The 19,684-nt window shown below is 73.0% G+C and carries 13 protein-coding genes; 10 read left to right on the top strand and 3 right to left on the bottom strand.

What is annotated here, in order from left to right; genetic code table 11:
• Positions 1-148: 148 nt before the first annotated feature.
• The 8 genes from ACFULQ_RS21145 to ACFULQ_RS21110 all read left to right on the top strand — a co-directional run bounded on the left by ACFULQ_RS21145 (position 149) and on the right by ACFULQ_RS21110 (position 12,423).
• A complete protein-coding gene (locus ACFULQ_RS21145; RefSeq protein WP_383546159.1) occupies positions 149-949 on the top strand; it encodes a crotonase/enoyl-CoA hydratase family protein in 801 nt (266 codons plus the stop codon).
• A gap of 115 nt (positions 950-1,064) precedes the next feature.
• Complete coding sequence (locus ACFULQ_RS21140; protein ID WP_383546157.1) at positions 1,065-2,009, top strand: Zn-ribbon domain-containing OB-fold protein; 945 nt, start codon at positions 1,065-1,067, stop codon at positions 2,007-2,009.
• Positions 2,006-3,049 carry a thiolase domain-containing protein gene (locus ACFULQ_RS21135; RefSeq protein ID WP_383546156.1) on the top strand — a complete coding sequence of 348 codons (1,044 nt, stop codon included), beginning with the start codon at positions 2,006-2,008 and terminating at the stop codon, positions 3,047-3,049. Before ACFULQ_RS21140 ends, ACFULQ_RS21135 begins: the two co-directional genes overlap by 4 nt.
• Positions 3,046-4,212 (top strand): thiolase domain-containing protein, encoded by a 1,167-nt coding sequence (locus ACFULQ_RS21130; protein WP_383546154.1) that lies wholly within the window; start codon positions 3,046-3,048, stop codon positions 4,210-4,212. Before ACFULQ_RS21135 ends, ACFULQ_RS21130 begins: the two co-directional genes overlap by 4 nt.
• 95 nt (positions 4,213-4,307) lie before the next feature.
• Positions 4,308-4,550 (top strand): DUF397 domain-containing protein, encoded by a 243-nt coding sequence (locus ACFULQ_RS21125; RefSeq protein WP_020138535.1) that lies wholly within the window; start codon positions 4,308-4,310, stop codon positions 4,548-4,550.
• A gap of 218 nt (positions 4,551-4,768) precedes the next feature.
• Positions 4,769-7,651: an ATP-binding protein gene (locus ACFULQ_RS21120; RefSeq protein WP_383546152.1), complete on the top strand. Its 2,883-nt coding sequence runs from the start codon at positions 4,769-4,771 to the stop codon at positions 7,649-7,651.
• Between the two features lie 78 nt (positions 7,652-7,729).
• A complete protein-coding gene (locus tag ACFULQ_RS21115; RefSeq protein WP_383546150.1) occupies positions 7,730-8,227 on the top strand; it encodes a hypothetical protein in 498 nt (165 codons plus the stop codon).
• Between the two features lie 347 nt (positions 8,228-8,574).
• Positions 8,575-12,423 carry a hypothetical protein gene (locus tag ACFULQ_RS21110; RefSeq protein ID WP_383546149.1) on the top strand — a complete coding sequence of 1,283 codons (3,849 nt, stop codon included), beginning with the start codon at positions 8,575-8,577 and terminating at the stop codon, positions 12,421-12,423.
• Here ACFULQ_RS21110 and ACFULQ_RS21105 read toward each other — a convergent pair.
• On the bottom strand, positions 12,324-14,297 hold the full coding sequence (locus tag ACFULQ_RS21105; RefSeq protein ID WP_383546147.1) for an N-acetylmuramoyl-L-alanine amidase: 1,974 nt from the start codon (positions 14,295-14,297) through the stop codon (positions 12,324-12,326). The genes ACFULQ_RS21110 and ACFULQ_RS21105 overlap by 100 nt on opposite strands.
• Before the next feature lie 254 nt (positions 14,298-14,551).
• On the bottom strand, positions 14,552-15,691 hold the full coding sequence (locus ACFULQ_RS21100; protein WP_383546145.1) for an aminoglycoside phosphotransferase family protein: 1,140 nt from the start codon (positions 15,689-15,691) through the stop codon (positions 14,552-14,554).
• A gap of 300 nt (positions 15,692-15,991) precedes the next feature.
• On the opposite strand from ACFULQ_RS21100, the gene ACFULQ_RS21095 reads away from it, so the two are divergent.
• Positions 15,992-17,485 carry a hypothetical protein gene (locus tag ACFULQ_RS21095; RefSeq protein WP_383546143.1) on the top strand — a complete coding sequence of 498 codons (1,494 nt, stop codon included), beginning with the start codon at positions 15,992-15,994 and terminating at the stop codon, positions 17,483-17,485.
• A gap of 5 nt (positions 17,486-17,490) precedes the next feature.
• On the opposite strand, the gene ACFULQ_RS21090 is transcribed toward ACFULQ_RS21095, so the two are convergent.
• Complete coding sequence (locus ACFULQ_RS21090; RefSeq protein ID WP_383546142.1) at positions 17,491-18,921, bottom strand: PP2C family protein-serine/threonine phosphatase; 1,431 nt, start codon at positions 18,919-18,921, stop codon at positions 17,491-17,493.
• Positions 18,922-19,238: 317 nt separating this feature from the next.
• Between ACFULQ_RS21090 and ACFULQ_RS21085 the strand changes: the two genes are divergently transcribed.
• The gene (locus ACFULQ_RS21085) at positions 19,239-19,652 is read left to right on the top strand and encodes an SsgA family sporulation/cell division regulator (RefSeq protein WP_383546141.1); all 414 of its coding nucleotides are present in this window, start codon (positions 19,239-19,241) and stop codon (positions 19,650-19,652) included.
• Positions 19,653-19,684 lie beyond the last annotated feature (32 nt).

Here is a 19,684-nt window from a genome sequence, read left to right as displayed (position 1 = left end):
TCCTGGACGGTTCGCCGGTCATCAGAGCAAAGGGCGGCGTGAGTGGGAAGGGTTCGCGCGAAGAAATCTGACTGACTGTCAGAAAACTCTTGAAGTGCGTCGGCGGCTCCTGCAACCTGTTCTCGTTCTGGCAGAGGGGAGACGGGCGATGGGTGGGACGGAACATCTCGACATCCGCCGCGAGGGCGCCACACTGGTGCTCACGCTCAACAGGCCTCAGGCGAAGAACGCGCTCTCGTTGCCGATGCTGGTCGGCCTGTACGACGGCTGGGTCGAGGCCGACGCGGACGACTCGATCCGGTCGATCGTGTTCACCGGGGCGGGCGGCACGTTCTGCGCCGGCATGGACCTCAAGGCGCTCGCCGGCAAGGGCATCGAGGGCGAGCACTACCGGGAGCGGCTGAACGCCGACCCCGACCTGCACTGGAAGGCGATGCTGCGCCACCACCGCCCGCGCAAGCCGGTGATCGCGGCCGTCGAGGGCCACTGCGTCGCGGGCGGCACCGAGATGCTCCAGGGCACCGACATCCGGGTCGCCGGCGAGTCCGCGACCTTCGGGCTCTTCGAGGTCAGGCGCGGGCTGTTCCCGATCGGCGGCTCCACCGTCCGGCTGCAACGCCAGATCCCGCGCACCCACGCGCTGGAGATGCTGCTCACCGGACGCCCGTACACCGCGCGCGAGGCCGCCGGCATCGGCCTGATCGGGCACGTCGTCCCGGACGGCACCGCACTCGACAAGGCCCTGGAGATCGCCGAACAGGTCAACGCCTGCGGCCCGTTGGCGGTGGAGGCGGTCAAGGCCTCGGTCTACGAGACGGCCGAGATGACCGAGGCCGACGGGCTGGCCGCCGAGCTGAAGCGGGGGTGGCCGATCTTCGACACGGCCGATGCGAAGGAAGGTGCCCGCGCGTTCGCGGAGAAGCGGCCGCCCGTCTACAGGCGTGCTTAGAGCTGCGCCGGCCTCGGCCGGTTCACGGCTGCGGCCTCGTTGTGGCTGGTCGCGCAGTTCCCCGCGCCCCTTGCAGGGCGCCCCCCGCACCCGACCTCCAAGGAGGCACGCTCCTATGCCCGAAGTCCTCAAAGCACCCCTCGTCGTCGAGTTCCCCTTCACCCGTTCGCTCAGCCCCGTGCAGAGCGCCTTCCTGACCGGGCTGCGGGAGCGCGTGATCCTCGGCGTCCGCACCGGTGACGGCCGCACCCTGGTCCCGCCGGTCGAGTACGACCCCGTCACCGCCGAGGAGCTCGGTGACCTCGTCGCCGTCGGGTCCACCGGCACCGTGACCACCTGGGCCTGGAACCACGAACCGCGCCGCGGCCAGCCGCTGGACACGCCCTTCGCCTGGGTACTTGTCAAGCTCGACCACGCCGACACGGCCCTCCTGCACGCCCTCGACGCCCCCGGCCCCGAGGCCGTGCAGACGGGCATGCGGGTCCGCGTCCGCTGGGCCGAGGAACGCGTCGGTGCCATCACCGACATCGCCTGCTTCGAGCCGTACGACGGGGACGACCCCGAAGTCACCGCCCACGCGGGCGAGTTCGACGACCCGGTCCACGGCATCGTCGCCGAGGCCCGCCTCGACTACACCTACTCACCGGGCCGCGCCCAGACCGCCTACATCAAGGCGCTGGAGAGCGAACGGCGGGCCGTCGGCGAGCGCTGCCCGTCCTGCCGCAAGGTCTACGTGCCCCCGAGGGGTGCCTGCCCCACCTGCGGTGTCGCCACGGCGGAGCAGGTGGAGGTGGGGCCCCGCGGCACCGTCACCACGTTCTGCATCGTCAACATCAAGGCGAAGAACCTCGACATCGAGGTGCCGTACGTCTACGCCCACATCGCCCTCGACGGCGCCGACCTCGCGCTGCACGGCCGGATCGGCGGGATCCCGTACGACCAGGTGCGCATGGGCCTGAGGGTCGAGCCGGTGTGGACCGAGGGCGGCCGCTATCCGGACCACTACCGGCCGACCGGCGAACCCGACGCGGAGTACGACACCTACAAGGAGCTGCTGTGACCCGGGACATCGCGGTCGTCGCCCACGCCCAGTCCGACACCCGGCGCTCCACCGCGGAACTGTCCGAGGTGGAGATGCTCATGCCGGTCCTGCACGAGGTCCTCGACCGGACCGGCCTGAAGACCGCCGACATCGGCTTCACCTGCTCCGGGTCCTGCGACTACCTCGCGGGCCGCGCCTTCTCCTTCACGCTGGCCCTCGACGGCGTCGGCGCCTGGCCGCCCATCTCCGAGTCGCACGTGGAGACGGACGGGGCGTGGGCGCTGTACGAGGCCTGGACCAAGCTGCTGTCCGGGGACGCCGACACCGCGCTGGTGTACTCCTACGGCAAGTCCTCGCCCGGCTCCCTGCGCGATGTGCTCACCCGGCAGCTCGACCCGTACTACCTCGCCCCCCTGTGGCCCGACTCCGTCGCCCTCGCCGCCCTCCAGGCGCAGGCGCTGATCGACGCGGGCGAGACGAACGAGCGCGAACTGGCGGCGATCGGCGCCCGCAGCCGCACGACCGACAACCCGCACGCGCAGCTCAAAGGCCAGGTTCCGCAAGGGGACTACCTCGTCCGGCCGCTGCGCACCGGAGACTGCCCGCCCATCGGCGACGGAGCCGCCGCCGTCGTCCTCGCGGCGGGCGAGCGGGCCAGGGAGCTGTGCGAGCGCCCCGCCTGGATCCGCGGCATCGACCACCGCATCGAGGCCCACTCCCTCGGCGTCCGCGACCTCACCGACTCGCCCTCCACCCGGCTGGCCGCCGAGAGGGCCGGAGCCTTCGAACGGCCCGTCGACACCGCCGAGCTGCACGCGCCGTTCTCCTCGCAGGAGGTCGTGCTGCGCAAGGCGCTCGGGCTCGGTGACGGTGTGCGGGTCAACCCGTCCGGCGGGGCCCTCGCCGCCAACCCCATGATGGCCGCCGGACTCGCCCGCATCGGCGAGGCCGCCGCCCGCATCCACCGGGGCGAGTCCGACCGCGCCCTCGCCCACGCCACCTCCGGGCCCTGTCTCCAGCAGAACCTGGTCGCCGTACTCGAAGGGGATCCGCGATGAGCAAGGAGCCCGTGGCCGTCGTAGGCATCGGCCAGACCAAGCACGTGGCGGCGCGCCGGGACGTGTCGATCGCCGGGCTCGTCCGGGAGGCGGCCCGAAGGGCCCTCGACGACGCCGAGCTGACCTGGGCCGACATCGACGCCGTGGTGATCGGCAAGGCGCCCGACTTCTTCGAGGGCGTCATGATGCCGGAGCTGTACCTGGCCGACGCGCTCGGCGCGGTGGGCAAGCCCATGCTGCGGGTGCACACCGCGGGCAGCGTCGGCGGTTCCACCGCGCTGGTCGCCGCCAATCTGGTCGCGGCCCGGGTGCACGGCACCGTGCTCACCCTCGCCTTCGAGAAGCAGTCCGAGTCCAACGCCATGTGGGGCCTGTCCCTGCCGATCCCCTTCCAGCAGCCCCTGCTGGCCGGGGCGGGCGGCTTCTTCGCGCCGCACGTGCGCGCGTACATGCGGCGCACCGGCGCCCCCGACACGGTCGGCTCGCTGGTGGCGTACAAGGACCGCCGCAACGCGCTCAAGAACCCGTACGCGCATCTCCACGAGCACGACATCACCCTGGAGAAGGTCCAGGCCTCGCCGATGCTCTGGGACCCGATCCGCTACTCGGAGACCTGCCCCTCCTCCGACGGCGCCTGCGCGATGGTGCTCACCGACCGCGCCGGAGCCGCCCGAGCGCCCCGGCCCCCGGCCTGGATGCTGGGCGGCGCCATGCGCAGCGAGCCCACCCTGTTCGCCGGCAAGGACGCCGTGTCGCCGCAGGCCGGCAAGGACTGCGCGGCCGACGTGTACCGGCAGGCCGGAATCGCCGACCCGCGCCGGGACATCGACGCCGTCGAGATGTACGTGCCGTTCTCCTGGTACGAACCCATGTGGCTGGAGAACCTCGGCTTCGCCGACGAGGGCGAGGGCTGGAAGCTCACCGAGGCCGGGGTGACCGAACTGGACGGGGACCTGCCCGTCAACATGTCGGGCGGAGTGCTCTCCACCAATCCGATCGGCGCCTCCGGCATGATCCGCTTCGCGGAGGCCGCGCTCCAGGCACGCGGACAGGCCGGGGAACACCAGGTCGACGGCGCCCGCAGGGTGCTGGGACACGCCTACGGCGGCGGATCGCAGTTCTTCTCCATGTGGCTCGTGGGGTCCCAGCCGCCGGATGCGTGAAATGCCCCCGGAAAGGTCCCCCTCACGTGGCCTGTCGGCGGCCGAAGTGGATCGCTAGGCTGGCCGCGGACGAAGCGATCGGGAGGAGCACGGACGTGGCCGAGACCACCATCCAGCAGCAGCCGCTCATGGGCTGGGACAAGCCGGAGCTGGACCTGAGCAACGCCGATTGGCACTCGAGCAGCCGTGGTCTGGGGGATGTCCAGATCGCCTTCGTCGAGGGGTTCATCGCGATGCGCAACAGCGACCGGCCGGAGAGCCCCTCCCTGATCTTCACCCCCGCGGAGTGGGGCGCGTTCGTGTCAGGGGCGCGGGAAGGCGAGTTCGACCTCACCTGAACCTGTCGTCAGCCGTACGCAGGACCCGATCACCAGGGACGCCCGGCTCGCCCTGGCCGGGTCCCGCGCGGCGGCCGTACGAACACCTCTTCCAGCACCCCACCGAGTGCGCCGACTCGGGCTCGCGCGGCACCCCGGAGGCGTACGCTGAGGTGCCTGTAGGTCACGGTGCGCACTCGCTCCCCGCGCGGGTCCACCACCGTGACGGGGGGTGCGCCATGATGCAGCGCAGTGCGCTGAGCAGAAGGGCTCTCCTGGAGCGGGAGAGTGAACTCGCCGCCGTCGACGAGGCGTTGGCGGAGCTCACCGGGCTGCGCCCGGACGGTGCCGAACCCCACGCGCGCCCGCGCGGCGCCCTGCTCGCGGTCGCCGGGCGGCCCGGCATCGGCAAGACCACCCTCCTCGCCGAGATCCGCCGCCGCGCCGCCGCCCGCGGCTGCGCCGTGCTGGCCGCCCGCGGCGGCGACCAGGAGCAGCGGGTCGCCTTCCATGTCGCCCGGCAGCTGCTCCAGCCGCAGTTCGCCGACGCCGCCGAAGCCGATCTCCGTGACCGGCTGGGCAGTTGGTACGGCATCGTCGGGCCCGCCCTCGGCCTGTGCGCCCCGACCGACGGAGCACCGCCCGACCCGCAGGGCCTGCGCGACGGACTCGACTGGGTCCTCACCCATCTCGCCGTCCTGCGCGCCCCGATGGTGCTCGTCCTCGACGACGCCCACTGGGCCGACCCCGAGTCCCTGCGCTGGCTCGCCGCGTTCGCACCCCGCGCCGAGGAGCTCCCGATCCTCGTCGTCGTCGCCTACCGCCCGGACGAACTCCCCGACCACGCCGAGCCGTTCAGGGCCCTGCCCGGCCGGGCGGGTGGACGTCCGCTCGACCTGGAGCCCCTGAGCGCCGCCGCCGTCGCCAGCCTCGTGCGCGAGACCCTCGGCACCCACGCCGACGACGCGTTCTGCCGCGAGTGCTGGGCCGTCACCGCGGGCAACCCCTTCGAGACCGTCGAGCTGACCGCCAAGGTCCGCGACCGGGGCGTCACCCCGACCGAGGACGCCGCCCACCTCCTGCGCGACCTCGCGGCCGCCGTCAAGGGCAGCGGACTGGTCGCCCGCCTCGAACGGCTCGGCACCTCCACGGTCCGCTTCGCCTGGGCCTGCGCCGTCCTCGGCACCGAGATCCACCCCCACCTCGCGGCCGCCGTCGCCGGACTCGGCCACGAAGAGGCCGCCGACGCGGCCGACGCACTGCGCGGCGCCCGGATCCTCACCGGCGTCGAGTCCCTGGAGTTCGTCCACCCGCTCATCGCCACCGCCGTCTACCGGGCCATCCCGCCCGGCGTCCGCGTCGCCCTGCACGGCCAGGCCGCCTGGTGCGTCGTGAACGACGGCCGGGGTGCCGCCGCCGCGGCCCGCCACCTCCTGGAGACCCACCCCGACGGCGACCCCTGGGTCGTCCAGCAGCTGCGCGCCGCCGCGGCCGAGACCCTCCGCTCCGGCGCCCCCGACGCGGCCCGCCGCTACCTCGGCCGCGCCCTGCGCGAACCCCCGGCCTTCGAGGACCGGGCCACCGTCCTGTACGAACTGGGCAGCGCCTCCCTGCTCACCGAACCGGCCACCACCGTCAACCACCTGCGCGCCGCCCTCGAAGAGCCCATCGCCGCCCCCGACCTGCGCCACCGCATCGTCTACCGGCTCTCCCAGGTCCTCGCCCACAGCGACCGACTCGCCGAGGCCTCCGACACCCTCGCCCGCGAGATCAAGGTCACCGGCGACGCCCGCGTCAAGCTGCGCATGGTCGCCGAGCAGTTCATGTGGGACGCCTTCCGCGCCGACGAGCCCGACCACCCCTCCCGCTCGCGCCGCATGGCCCGCCTCGCCGACCGGCTCACCGGCCGCGACCTCACCGAGCGGTACATCATCGGCCTGCGCACCTGGGACGCCGTGCTGCGCGGCGAACCCGCCCACGTCGCCCTCCACCACGCCGAGCGCGCCCTCGCCGGAGGCCTCGGGTGGGCCGAGCCCGACCGCGGCTTCGAGGTGCCGGTCCTGGTCGCCCTGGCCTTCATGTACGCCGACCGCCCCGGCCGCACCGAGGAGCTCTTCGCCGCCGGGATCGCCGACTTCGAACGCCAGGGCTGGCGCGGCGCCCATCTCTCCTTCGCCTACACCCTGCTCGCCTACGTCCGCTACCGCCGCGGCCGCCTCGCCGAGGCCGAGGACTTCGTCCGCGCCGGCCTGCGCCTCGCCGAGCGCGTCGGCCCCGGCACCCCGGCCCACTGGTACGCGGTGGGCATCCTCATCGAGGTGCTGCTGGCCCGCGGCCGCCTCGCCGAGGCCGCCCGCATCGCCGACGACTACTGCTTCGGGGCGCCCTTCCCGGCCGCCGTCGTCTTCCCCGACGCCCAGACCGTGTACGGCGAACTCCTCCTGGCCCGCGGCCTCACCAAGGAGGCGGCCGCCGAGCTGGCCTCCGCGGGCCGCCGCCTGGAACCGCGCGGCGTGCGCAACCCCGCGTGGTGCCCCTGGCAGCTCCACCTGGCCCGCGCCGAGGCCCGGGAGGCCCCCGACCGCGCGATGGCCACCGCCCGCGAAGCCGTCGCGCGGGCCCGCCAGTTCGGCGCCCCCTCGGCCGTGGGCCAGGCGCTGCGGCTGGCCGCCGAGGTCGCCTCGGGCTCGACCCGGGTGAAGCTGCTGGAGGAGTCCGTGTCCCACCTGGAACGCTCCCCGGCCGCTTATGAGCTCGCCTGCGCGCTGGTGGCCCTGGGCACGGAACTCCGCCGCACGGGCCGTGCCCGGGAGGCGGCGGAGAGCCTCTACCGGGGTCTGGACACCGCCGTGCAGTGCGGCGCCGACGGCCTCATCGTGACCGCCCGCGACGAACTGACCGCGGCGGGCCTGCGCCCGCGCCGCCTGCACAGCACGGAGACGGACGCTCTCACGGCCCGAGAACGCCGGGCGGCGGACCTGGCGGCGGAGGGCCGGACGGAGACGGAGATCGCGAGGGAGATGAGCGTGGACGAGTCAGTGGCGATACGCCTGTTGTCGTCCGTCTTTCGGAAACTGGGAACGGACAGTACTGGTCTGCGAACGGTGAGTCGTTCCACCTAGGGGGCGCGGGGAACTGCGCGATCAACCCCCACTCGCCTGCACCCGCACGACCACCGCACCGCCCATTACCATGGGCGCATGTCGTTCCTCCGCCGCCGCAGCGCCACCCCCGCCGGTCCAGACTTCGACGTACTGGCCATGGATCCGGGCGACTGGCCCGGCAACCTCGGCGCCGGGCTCCTGCCCGCCCCCGACGGCACCTGCCAGGGCGTCTTCCTGCGCTACGACCTCTTCGGCGGCCGCGGCCCCGCGATGATCATCGGCAACCTCCCCGAGGGCTCGCCGGCCCGTGAGGTCCCCGAGGGTCAGGTCCCCTTCGAGGTGGCGCAGCTGCTTCTCGCGCTGGAGAACGACGAGGAGGTGACCGTCACCGACACCGAGGACGTGCCGGTGATGCAGGGCGACAACCTCCTGATCGTGCGCCGCCTCAAGCTCTCCGAGAGCCGGATCGCCTGCGTCCAGTTCGACCGCAGCGACAATGTCCTGGTGACCATCGCCGCCTGGGACCGCCCCATCACGGACGACCTCTACGCCCTCCTCAAGCCCCTGCCGGCGGAGCTGTTCCAGCAGGGCTGAACACGTCTCGCGCGATGCCGCCGTAGGCCGCGCGCTGTCGCCGTGGGCTCCGGAAGGCCAGTTCCCCCGTCAATGGCCTTCCGGAGCCGCCCGCGGGCACGGTCGGTCGTCCGGCCCCGCACGGTCACACCCGGGATTCCCCCTCTCCGCCCGCCGCGGCGAAGCCCCGGGGTGCCGTGATCCCAGCTTTCGCGACCGGGGAGTTGTCCGGCAGCCCCCTTTCACCACTTCAGACAATTTCCCGGGCTCCTGTCCCACGGGCGGAACTGCCGTGCCCCGGGGCCGCGTCGGTCCATAGCGTGCGAGATCGGCGACCGGCCGCGCCGACGGGAACACAGGGGAGAGCCATGGGGCGACGCGAGCGACCGCTGGACCCGACCGAGGGGCCCGTCGCCCGATTCGCCTACGAGCTGCGGAAGTTACGGCAGGAGGCCGGCGGCCCCACCTACCGGGCCATGGCGGCACGCGCCCACTACTCCACCGCGACCCTCGCCCAGGCTGCGACCGGCGACCGGCTCCCCTCCCTCCAGGTCGCCCTCGCCTATGTCGCCGCCTGCGACGGCGACACCGCCGACTGGGAGCGGCGCTGGCAGCAGGCGTCCGAGGAGGCGACCGAGGAACGGCGGGCCGCCGACGACCCGGGCCAGGCCCCCTACCTGGGCCTGGCGAGATTCGACACCGCTGATCGCGAGCGGTTCTTCGGCCGCGACCGGCTGGTCGAGCGGCTCGCCGGGATGGTCGGCGACAACCCCGTCGTCGTCCTCGTCGGCCCCTCCGGCAGCGGCAAGTCCTCCCTGCTGCGCGCCGGTCTGATCCCGAGGACCGGCGGGCGGGCCCATGTGCTCTCCCCGGGACCGCACCCCTTCCGGACCCACGCCGAGACCCTGGCGTCCGAGGCGTCCCTGATCGTGGTCGACCAGTTCGAGGAAGTCTTCACCCTCTGCACCGACCCCGAGGAGCGGTCCCGCTTCCTGGACCGGCTCCTCGCCGCCACCAGCCACCGCACCCGCGTCGTGATCGCCGTACGCGCGGACTTCTACGGCCATCTCACCCGCCACCGCGATCTCGCCGAGGCCGCCCAGGACGCCACGCTGCTGGTGGCGCCCATGGGCCCGGACGAACTGCGCGAGACCATCGTCAGGCCCGCCGCCCTCGGCGGACTGGTCGTCGAACGGGCGCTGACGGCACGGCTGTTGGAGGAGATCGCGGACGAGCCGGGCGGGCTGCCGCTGCTGTCCCACGCCCTGCTGGAGACCTGGCGCCGACGCCACGGCCGCACGCTCACCGAAGCGGCGTACGAGGAGGCCGGCGGCATCCACGGAGCCATCGCCCGCACCGCCGAGGAACTCCACGAGCGCCTCACCCCGGCGCAGGCCGACACCGCCCGCCGGGTCCTGCTGCGCCTGGTCACCCCCGGCCAGGGCACCCCGGACACCCGGCGCCCCGCCGACCGCGCCGAACTCACCGACGCCGACTGGCCCGACACCGCGTTCGTCCTCGAACAGCTCGCCCGGGCCCGGCTGATCACCGTCGACGACGAGACCGTGGACCTCGCCCACGAGGCCGTGCTCACCGCCTGGCCCCGGCTGCGCACCTGGATCGACGAGGACCGCGAACGGCTGCGCGCCCAGCGCGGGATCACCGAGGCGGCCGGCACCTGGGTGGCCGTCGACCGCGACCCGGAAGTCCTGTACCGGGGAGTGCGACTGGCCGCCGCCAAGGAGCACTTCACCACCGACTCCACGGAACTCACCCCGCTGGAAAGGGAGTTCCTCCGGGCCGCCGAACACGCACGCCACCGTGAACGGCTCTGGCGCGGTGGCCGGGTCGGCGCCCTGGCCCTGCTGGTGGTGCTCTGCCTGGTCGCGGGACTCGTCGCCTGGCAGCAGAACCGGGAGGGCGAGCAGCGCCGGCTGGAGGCGGAGGCACGGCGGCTCGTCGGCGTGGCGGAGAGCCTGCGGCTCACCGACCCGGTCACCTCGATGCGGCTCGGCCTCGCCGCATGGCGGATGGCCGACCTGCCCGAGACCCGGTCCGCGGTGCTCGCGGCCGCCGCACAGAGCGAACAGGACGTCTTCACCGACCCGGAGGGCGGCAAGCGGACCATGCGGCGGCTCAGCGCCGACGGACGCACCCTGATCAGCGTGGGCACCGACCGGGTGACCCGCTGGGACGTGAGCGCCCACCGCAGCCTGGGCCGCCGGCCGGGCCTCGGCAGGGCGATGGGGACCGCGGGTTTCCCGCGCGGGGACACCACCTGGCTCCCGGTCTTCGACGGCACCCGCGTCACCGTCCGCGACCTCGCCACGGGCCGCCAGGACCGCACCCCCCTCACGGACGCCGACGGCGGCGCGGAGATGAGCCCCAGCGGCCGCACCCTCGTCGTCTACGACCGTGCGGGCAGCCGGGGACACACACAGCTCTGGGACCCGCTCACCCGCCGCAAACTGCTGGACGTCGAGAACCCCCGCAGTCCCGCGAGCGTCGACCTCAGCCGCATCGGCTGGCCGCGGCTCATGGCCGTCCTGGCGGAGCTCAGACAGGAGCGGCGCACCTCGACCCTGACCTATCTGTCCGCTCCCGACGCGGTGGTCAGCGCCGATGACAGCCGTCTCGCGCTGTGCGTCCCCGGCGCCCGGCTTCGACTGTGGGACGTCGGAACCCGGCGGGAGATCGACGCCCCGTGGCTGCCGACGGCATCCGCCCAGCAGTGCCTCCAGGAACAGATCACCTTCAGCCCGGACGGGCGCGCCCTGGGCGTCATCGACCCCACCGGCTTCCGGGCCTGGCGCATCGACACCGGCCGCGAGATCGCCGACATCGACCACGCCGGCCTGAAGATCGCCCAGTTCAGCGCCGACGGAGCCTTCATGGCCGCCTCGGACGGGGAGGAGATCCTGGTCTGGCGGCTCGCCACCCCCGTCTTCCCGGTCTTCCGGCACCGGCTCTCCGGCGAGACCGTCAAGGACATCCGCCTCGACACCGCGCACCGGACGCTGCGCTACCTCGGCGGCCCCGAGGGCACCTGGGGCCCCAGCGTGCACACCCTCACCCTGGGCGACGCGGTCACCCCCGACTGGACGACGACCCAGACCATCGGCATGGCGTACAGCCCGGACGGCGCACTCCTGGCCACGGCCCGCCCGGACCCCGACGGCGAGCACATCCGCTTCCGGCTCCTCTCCGGCACGGGACGCCACCTGGCCGACCTCGGCACGGCCCCGTGCCGCGTCCCCGACCCGGCGGTGGAGCTGTACGGGTGTGCCGCCCACCTCGCCTTCGACTCCACCGGGCGCACCCTCGCCTACGGCATCGAGGCGTCGAACGCGCGGCCCGCACCGCCACGCCTCTGGCTCTACGACGTCCCGCACCGCCGTGTCACCACGGTCCTGACCTCCGCCGACCTCGGCCGGACCCCGCCGGCCCAGATCGCCTTCGGCCCCGGTGACCGTTCCCTGCTGATCACCGACCTGCCGAGCCCGTCGGCGGGCAGCGTGAGGCTCTGGGACCTGAAGCGGCGCGCGACCACCCGGACCCTGACCACCACTTCAGGAGCGGTCGCCCTGCACCCCGACGGCGACCTCCTCGTCACCACGGGCGGCGAGGCCTACCGCCTCCCCTCGGGCACCCGTCTGCCCGCCGGCCGCCTGCCCAGTGGCGGCACCTCGCTGGCCTTCAGCCCCGACGGCGCGTATCTCGCGGTCGGCGACGGGTCCGGCCGGGTCGTGCTGTGGGACGGCCGCCTGGGCCGGCGGCTCGGGGTGCTCGCCGACCCCCAGACCACCACCTACCAGTACGTCTCGGCGCTGGCCTTCGCCCCCGACAGCCGTACCCTCGCGGTCGCCGGCGACGAAGGCACCCTCCAGCTGTGGGACGTGGCCTCCCGGCGCCGGATCGGATCACCCCTGCCGACCCCGGGCGACACGGTCTCGGCGCTGGCCTTCGGCGCGGACGGCGACAGCCTCCACGCGGCGGGCGACCACACCCCGCCGCGGACCTACTCGACCCGACCGGACCAAGCTGCCGCGACCGTGTGCCGACGTGCCGGTGGCGGCCTCACCCGCGAGGAGTGGAGCCGCCACCTGCCCGACGTCACCTATGCGCCCGGCTGCCCCGCCCAGCGCCGCAGCGAGGGCTCCAGGTCGACGTCCGCCGCCCGCACGAACGCCACCCGGTGGCCGTACTGGATCTCGTAGTACAGGTCCTGGCCGACCACGACCTTGTGCGAGTCCGTCGCGAAGGTGACCGCGTAGTAGTACTCGCCGGGCACCTTGTCGCCGACGACGTACTTCTGGTCCTTGAGCACCTTGTACGGCAGCGGCGACACCGCCTGCGCGGGCACCCCCGCCGGATAGGCGGAGGCCTCGGGGTAGGCGCGGCCGTACACCGGGACGCTGTCGAGGCCCGCCTTCGGCGTCACGACGAGACCGGCGGCGTTCACCGCGGTCGGAGTCTTGCGCGGGTTCTTGAACCAGGCCTTCTGGCCCAGGTACCAGATCGCCGTCCAGTCGCCGTCCTGGCCGGCGACCGCGTACTGCTGGCCGGTGGAGACCCGCGACGACAGGTCGTTGACGCCGATCGTGGGCGCCCTGCCCACACCGATGTCCGTGATCAGGGCAGAGCTCTCGTCGGGGGCCGAGTAGAGCCGCACCTCGCTCGAACCGTGGGAGGCGCAGGGCTGCCCACTGGTGACACAGCCCGTGTACTGCGGCTGGTTGGTGGCGTAGTCGGGCCGGATCGTGACCAGGCCGCCCTGCTTGGTGGCGGTCGCCTTGAACGGCCGGCCCAGCAGCGCGAAGTAGTGCCGCCAGTCCCAGTAGGGGCCGGGGTCGGTGTGCATGCCGGGAACCGTCGAGGTCGTCGGCCCCGGCACGGTGTCGTGGCCGAGGATGTGCTGCCGGTCCAGCGGGATGCCGTACTTCGCGGAGAGGTACTTCACCAGCCGCGCCGAGGACCGGTACATCGCCTCCGTGTACCAGGAGTCCGGATAGGCGAGGAAGCCCTCGTGCTCCAGGCCGATCGACTTGGCGTTGATGTACCAGTTGCCCGCGTGCCAGGCGACGTCCTTCGCCTTCACATGCTGGGCGATGTGACCGTCGGTCGAGCGCAGGCTGTAGTTCCACGACACATAGGTCGGGTCCTGCACCAGGTTGAGGACGCCCTCCCAGGCGCCTTCCGTGTCATGGATGACGATGTACTTGATGCTCTGCGAGGCCGGACGCTCTCCCAGGTCGTGGTTGCCGTAGTCGTGGTCCCCGAACTCCTCGTAGGGCGCAGGGATCCACTCGCAGGACACCGTCTTCGGGCACTCGGTGTCGCCCGCCTTCGGCTTCCTGAGGCCCGCACGGGCGAGCTGCGCGGTGTCCGGGGCCAGACCCGGCTGGGCGGCCAGGGCGATCTGCCGACCGGCGTCGGTGGTGCGCGCCTCGCCGGTCCGCAGCACGCCGTAGACGTCGTCGGCGTAGGCCGCCGCCGTCGCGCTGTCGTCCGCGCCGGAGAAGCGGGCCACCGCGCCGTACCAGTCCGCGGGGTCCGCGCTGAGCGGCTCGCCCAGTTCCTTCTGGGCCGCGGCCAGCAAGGCGGCACCGCCCGCGACGTTCGCCGCCGGATCGGTTCGCAGGTCCCCGGCGCTCAGACCGGTCAGCTCGGCCGCCTTCGGCAGGGTCTCCAGCCGGGCCGGGACCTCACTGAGCCGGGGCACCTGCCGGTCGGGGAGCAGGGCCGCGCGGGCGCTGTCGCCGCGGGCGTCCTCGGTGCCCTCGCTGTGGTGCGGTGCCGAGGCGAGCGCGGTACGGGCGTCGGTCAGGTGCATCGGTCCATAGCCGCCGGTCACACTGGGGGCACCGGCGTGCGAGTCCCAGCGGGACTGGAGATAGGAGACGCCGAGCAGGACGCTCTGCGGCACGTGGTACTCGGCGGCGGCCGCGGCGAAGGCCCGCTGGAGGCCGGCCGCGGAGTCCCCGGACTGCGCCGGGGCCGCGCCGAGCAGAGGCAGCAGCAGGGCGGTGCCGGCCAGGGTGCCGAGCACTCTCCGGGTGGCTCTGTTGGGGTCGGTCGCGGATCCTCGCAATGCAGCCTCCAGGGACGATCGAGCGCGATGAGCCGAACGGGGCCGGACGTGCGTCAGTGCTACCGGCTTGTCGACGATCCGTCAATCATGCCCAGGGGCAGGGGATTTCCCCTGTCAATCCGGGTTCACGGGAGTTTCGTGGCGGAGGCGGGCGGGCCTGCGAGGCGTCAGTGGCGTGCACCACTGACCGGGGCCGGACACACGAAAGTCCGCGGTACGCCGCTCCACAGGCGCACCGCGGACCATCGCCCCCGTCAGCGAGTGCCGACCGCCGCGCGTACGGCCCGACGGGCCAGCTGGCAGTCGTCGTGCAGCCGCCTCAGCAGCAGCCGCTGTTCCTCGCCGGACGGCGCAGCACCGGGGTGGGCCACGCCCGGTGCCGCCGGGGTCGAGTCGTGCATCGAACGCTGCACGGCTGTTTCGTAGGTCCGGATCTCACGGGTCAGCACCAGCATCAGGTTCACCAGGAAGGCGTCCCGTGAGGCCGGGCCCGCCGACTGGGCGATCTGGCTGATCTGACGGCGCGCCACCGGAGCGTCCCCGAGCACCGACCACAGGGTCGCGAGGTCGTACCCCGGCAGATACCAGCCCGCGTGCTCCCAGTCCACCAGCACTGGACCGGCCGGTGAGAGCAGGATGTTCGAGAGCAGGGCGTCGCCGTGACAGAACTGGCCCATGCCCTGCCGGCCCGCCGAGTGCGCGATGCCGTGCAGCAGTTTCTGCAGGTCGCCCATGTCCCGGTCCGTCAGCAGTCCCAGTTCGTGGTAGCGGGAGATACGGGCCGCGTAGTCCAGCGGGGCGTCGAAGGTGCCCGCCGGCGGCCGCCAGGCGTTGAGCCGGCAGAGCGCGCCGAGTGCCGCTCTGATGTCCGCGCGCGGCGGGGCCTCCGCCGGATGCCGGTGCAGCGCCGCGGCCCGTCCGGGCATCCGCTCGATGACCAGGGTGCAGTTGTCCGGGTCCGCCGCGATCAGTCGGGGGACGCGCACCGGAGGGCGGTGCCGGACGAACGACCGGTAAGCGGCTATCTCGTGCCTGATCCGCTCGGCCCAGACCGGGGAGTGGTCGAGTAAGCACTTGGCGACGGCCGTGCTGCGTCCCGTCGTGCCGACCAGGAGCACGGAGCGTCCGCTGCGGCGGAGCACCTGCACCGGGGCGAACTCCGGGCAGATCCGGTGCACCGACGCGATCGCCGTGCGCAGCTGGGCGCCCTGGGGGCCGGACAAGTCGAGTCTCCCGCTGAGCGGTTGGGTGCCGAGCCCCGGAACGCGCCGTGCCCTGCCCGTACCCGGGACGGGGGCCGTCGGCCGCGCGGGGTCGAGGTAGGGGCCACCGCCCGCCGGGCGGAGATGCGGCGACCGGGGCGGGGCGGACACGGAGGACGATGCTGCGTACATGGGAGAGACAGATCCCTTCGTGTGCCTGCTGTGCCTGGAGAAGCGGTGGTGCTGGAGGAGCCGTGGTGCTGGATGCGGTGGTGCGTGGTGCCTGGGGAGGCGGTGCGCTGCCCGGCCCGGACCACCGGGTGCACCCTGGGGAATGTCCCTGTGCGGTCCGGGTCGGGGTGGCGCGTTCCTACCTCAGCGCATATGCCCGGTGGCACACCATCTGGCGCACCCTGGCGAACCCTGGCGAATAGTCCCGGAGCAACTGACGCGGGGCTACTGTCAACTCAGCCGAGAACCTGGGGGCTTGACGTGAGCGGACAACCCAACACCCGACTCTCGGACCTGTTCGGCCTGGCCGGCTGGTCCAAGGGTGAACTCGCGAGGCTGGTCAACCGGCAGGCGGCGGCCATGGGCCACCCCCAGCTCTCGACCGACACCTCCCGGGTCCGGCGTTGGATCGACACGGGAGAGATCCCGCGCGATCCGGTGCCGCGGGTGCTGGCGGCCCTGTTCACCGAGCGTCTCGGCCGTGTCGTGACCATCGAGGACCTCGGTCTGGTCCGGCACGGGCGTACGGGGAAACGGCAGGGCGACGGGAGCACCGAGCCTCCCGACGGCATGCCGTGGGCGCCCGACCGAACCGCTGCGGTCCTCACCGAATTCACGGGAATGGACCTCATGCTCAACCGACGCGGCTTGGTGGGCGCGGGTGCCGCGCTCACCGCGGGATCCGTACTCAGCACTGCCATGCACGACTGGCTGCACACCGATCCGGCCCTCAGCGCCGATGCCCCCCAGTTCGACGACCCCCTGCACGCCGACCCCGCTGGGTTCGACCGTTACGAGGCCGCCCCCATCGGGTCGCAGGAGATCGAGGAACTGGAGCGCTCGGTCGAGGTGTTCCGGGCCTGGGACGCGGCCCGCGGCGGCGGGCTGCAACGCAAGGCGGTCGTGGGCCAGCTCAACGAGGTGGGCGGCATGCTCGCCTACCGGCACCCCGACCATCTCCAGCGGCGCCTGTGGGGCGTCGCCGCCAACCTGGCCGTCCTCGCGGGCTGGATGTCCCACGACGTCGGCCTCGAACCCACGGCCCAGAAGTACTTCGTCATCGCCGCGCACGCGGCACGAGAGGGCGGAGACCGGCCCCGCGCCGGCGAGGCGCTCTCCCGCGCCGCCCGCCAGATGGTGCACCTGGGCCGGCCCGACGACGCGCTCGACCTGATGAAACTCGCCCAGTCCGGCTCGGGCGAGCAGGTGCTGCCGCGGACCCGGGCCATGTTCCACACCATCGAGGCCTGGGCGCAGGCGTCCATGGGCAAGGGCCAGGCCATGCGCCGCACCCTCGGCCAGGCGGAGGACCTCTTCGTCTCCGACCGCAGCGACGTGCCGCCGCCGAGCTGGATGCAGACCTTCAAGGACGAGGACCTGTACGGCATGCAGGCGCTGGCCTACCGCACCCTGGCGGAGTTCGAGCCCGGCGCGGCCGCCCATGCCCAGCACTACGCCGAGAAGGCCCTGTCGCTGCGCAACGACGGCCGGGAGCGGTCGAAGATCTTCGACCATCTCTCGATGGCGTCCGCCTGCTTCATCGCGGACGACCCCGAACAGGCGGACCGGTACGCGCGGTTGGCCCTGATGGCGATGGGCTCCAACTCCTCGGGGCGCACCTGGGACCGGCTGCGCCAGATGTACCGGCTCACCGCCGAGTACTCCAGCTATCCGAAGATCGACGAGCTGCGCGAGGAGATCAGGCTGGCGCTGCCGAAGCCCAAGGGAAGGGGTGGCAACAGCGCACGGGCGTGAGGTTGTTATGAAGTCACCTTGGCGATGAGGACGCAGGCGTCGTCCTCGCGCTCGGTCTCACCGAACTCCTCCATGACCATCCGCACACCGTCCTGTGCCGTGCGCGCCTCGCCGAACCGGGGGGCCAGGTCGAGGAGGCGGTTCACGGCAGCCGTGCTGCCGCGCCCGGGCACCAGTCCGTCCGTGTGCAGCAGGAGCAGGTCGCCCGGTTCGAGGGTCTCCTCGGCCTGCGCGTAGACGGCTCCGGAGGTCGCGCCCAGGAGGACGCCGTCGGGGGAGTGCAGCCTGCGCCCCGTCCCGCCCCGGAACAACAGCGGGGCGGGGTGCCCGGCCTGTGCCCAGACCAGGGTGCGGGTCTCGGGTCGGTAGCGGCAGCAGACCGCGCTGCCGAGGGCGGGCTGGACGGTGGCGTCGAGCAACTGGTTGAGCAGGGACATCAGTCGGCCGGGCTCGGTGCCGGCCATCGCCATGCCGCGGACGGCACCGAGGAGGGTGGCCATGCCGGAGGCCACGGCGACCCCGTGGCCGGTGAGGTCGCCGACGCTCAACAGCGTCTGTCCGTCGGCCAGTTCGAGCGCGTCGTACCAGTCGCCGCCGATCAGGGCACTGGTGGACGACGGCAGGTAGTGGGCGGCGAGGTCCAGGGTCTCGGCGCCCTGGTGCGGGAGCCGCAGGGAGCCGCGCCAGGGTGGCAGCACCGCCTCCTGGAGCTCGACCGCGAGCCGGTGCTCGCTCTGCGCGCGCTGCCTGTGGTGCTGTAACGAGTCGTGCGACTCGCGCACCGCCCGCTCGCTGCGCCGCAGTTCGCTGACGTCGCGCAGGACGGCCCACATCGAGGCGGTGCTGCCGTCGGGGGCGAGCACGGGCTCGCCCATCATGTGGACCGTGCGCACCTCGCCGTCCGGGCGCACGGCACGGAACTCGCCGTCGATGCGCTGGGCGTCGACCAGACAGCCGGTGACCATGGCCGTCAGCCTGGGCCGGTCCTCGTCGAGCACCAGGGAGGGGAGTTCGTCGAGGGTGAGCGGGGGAGCGGCGGGGTCGCGGCCCAGGATCCGGTAGAGCTCCCCGGACCAACTCACCTCGTCCGTCAGGAAGTTCCACTCCGCGCTGCCGACCCGGCTGAGCAGCGAGCCGCGCCGGGGAGCGGGCGGCGCGGTCCGCGCGGGGTCCTCCGCACCCGGTGCCGTCGGCGCGGGCGGCGGGCCGTCCCGAAGCTGCGCCAAGTGGGCGTCCAGATCGCTGAGTTGGTGCAGTGCGAGGTCGCAGAGCGCGCGCTGCCAGCGGTCCTGGGGGTCCGAACCGTCACTCGGGGCGTCCCGTCGTACGGCGTCCACGTCGCCCTTGAGCCGCCGCGCCTGCGAGATGAGCGCGTCGACCGAGCCGCGTCCTGGCGGTTGGGCGGCGGGGCGGTCCGCGGAGAGGTGGGACGGCATGACGCACTCCGATGCGGGGACGGTTCGACCAAGGCGGGACGGAGGGACCGTTACGACTGTTGCACAGGCTGCGACGCGCTGTAAGGGATTTGGCAACACACGATACGGTGGTGCTTCTGGCATATGCCACAGTCTTCACGGGGCGGCCGTACAGGGCCTCTTGTCGATGCCGGTCGGAGTCCGTGTGTTCGACGACCCTGTGTTCTAAGGAGTTTGGCACAGGCAGGCGGGGCGTGGCGGCATACCTGTGATGCAGGTCACATAAACTCATGTCCGCTCCGGCGTAATGCAAAGGCCGGCTGCGAGCTCCTAAGAACATGGACACGACCTTCGAGCAGCCCGCCCGCGCCCGTCTGATCACCGCGGAGAACCAGGAACTGCCCGTCCCCGCGACCCTGCGCTACCGCTCCACCGACCCGCTGGCCGTGTGCGTCGACTTCCCGCCCGAGGTCACCCTGGACGGACAGGGGGCGACCTGGACCTTCGCCCGCACCCTGCTGGAGGAGGGGTTGCGCGGCCCGGCCGGCGGCGGGGACGTGCACATCTGGCCGTGCGGCCGGGACACCACGGTCGTGGAGTTCCACTCGCCGTACGGCCTGGCCCTCCTCCAGTTCGACACACCCGTCCTGCGCCGCTTCCTGCTGCACACCTACACCGTGGTCGGCGCGGGGCAGGAGGACCTCGGCGAGGCCGTCGAGCGGGGACTCAGCGCGCTGTTCGGGAGTGTGTGAGGCGTACGGCGGCACCGCCGACCGCCCGGTTG

The sequence above is a fragment of the Streptomyces sp. NPDC057253 genome (genome assembly GCF_042669125.1).
In the GTDB taxonomy this organism is placed as follows: Bacteria; Actinomycetota; Actinomycetes; order Streptomycetales; family Streptomycetaceae; genus Streptomyces.
This window is presented reverse-complemented; position numbering and strand designations above follow the sequence as displayed.